The 728-nt window shown below is 58.9% G+C and carries 1 protein-coding gene and 1 pseudogene; one reads left to right on the plus strand and one right to left on the minus strand.

Annotated features, from left to right (window positions below):
* Window positions 1-212, minus strand: a pseudogene (locus tag EOA86_RS37090) (hypothetical protein); the annotation flags it as partial.
* Window positions 213-515: 303 nt separating this feature from the next.
* Here EOA86_RS37090 and EOA86_RS37095 point away from each other — a divergent pair.
* Complete coding sequence (locus EOA86_RS37095; protein ID WP_036267210.1) at window positions 516-701, plus strand: hypothetical protein; 186 nt, start codon at window positions 516-518, stop codon at window positions 699-701.
* Window positions 702-728 lie beyond the last annotated feature (27 nt).

A 728-nucleotide genomic window follows, 5' to 3' on the forward strand; every position in this document is an offset into this window, starting at 1 on the left:
ACCGTGAGAGGCGAGTCGTTGTAACGCATTTTTTCGCGTATCTCAGGGGACTTATATTCGGTGCCCGTCAGCGCTTCGAGACGCCGATCGGGATTTTTCTCCAGCAGTTTCGCCCAACGTTCGAGACGCTGGCTTCGGGTCGCTACGAGGTCTGTTGCTTCAGCGTGAACGTCGGCAACGGTATGCAGTTGGTCAAGTGTCTGGTGCTTCACGGCCGCCTCCTATTCAGCAGGTGAGTTCGTCCCACCCTGAAATGGAAATTATGGCGCTCCACGACGCCGACAAGGCCCTTATGCGCGGACCATTCGATCACTTTTCTGACGGCGCCGTCCTGTCATGAGCGCTCAATGCCTGCGGGGTCATCGGAGGCTCCCATCGGAACCATAGGCAAGCGTGGTCGTTCTGCGTGCATCGGCCCCTAGAGCGAAACCGGTCGAAACGGGTAGGCCTCAAAAATCCGGCGGACGTCGGCGACCCGCCAAGGCAGAGTGCAGCGAGCGGAAGGAAATCACACCATGGCCATTCTTCCCACTCCCGAACCAACGCCCACTCCGGCGCCCACGCCACCGCCATTTCCTGAACCGAAGCCTGTACGTGAGCCGGATCCGGACAGACTTCCCGACGAAGCTCCCGTCCCCAATCCGGATGAAAATGATGCGCCGCTGAAAATCGGTCCTAAAGCATCCAATCCCGACATTTGACGGAGCGGATTGGCGTCAAGCGAATCG

This window comes from Mesorhizobium sp. M5C.F.Ca.IN.020.32.2.1, from assembly GCF_004023105.1.
Taxonomy (GTDB): domain Bacteria; phylum Pseudomonadota; class Alphaproteobacteria; order Rhizobiales; family Rhizobiaceae; genus Mesorhizobium; species Mesorhizobium wenxiniae.

Coding starts and splice junctions, on each gene's coding strand:
- EOA86_RS37095 (WP_036267210.1), top strand. CDS start 516: ATGGCCATTCTTCCCACTCCCGAACCAACGCCCACTCCGGCGCCCACG.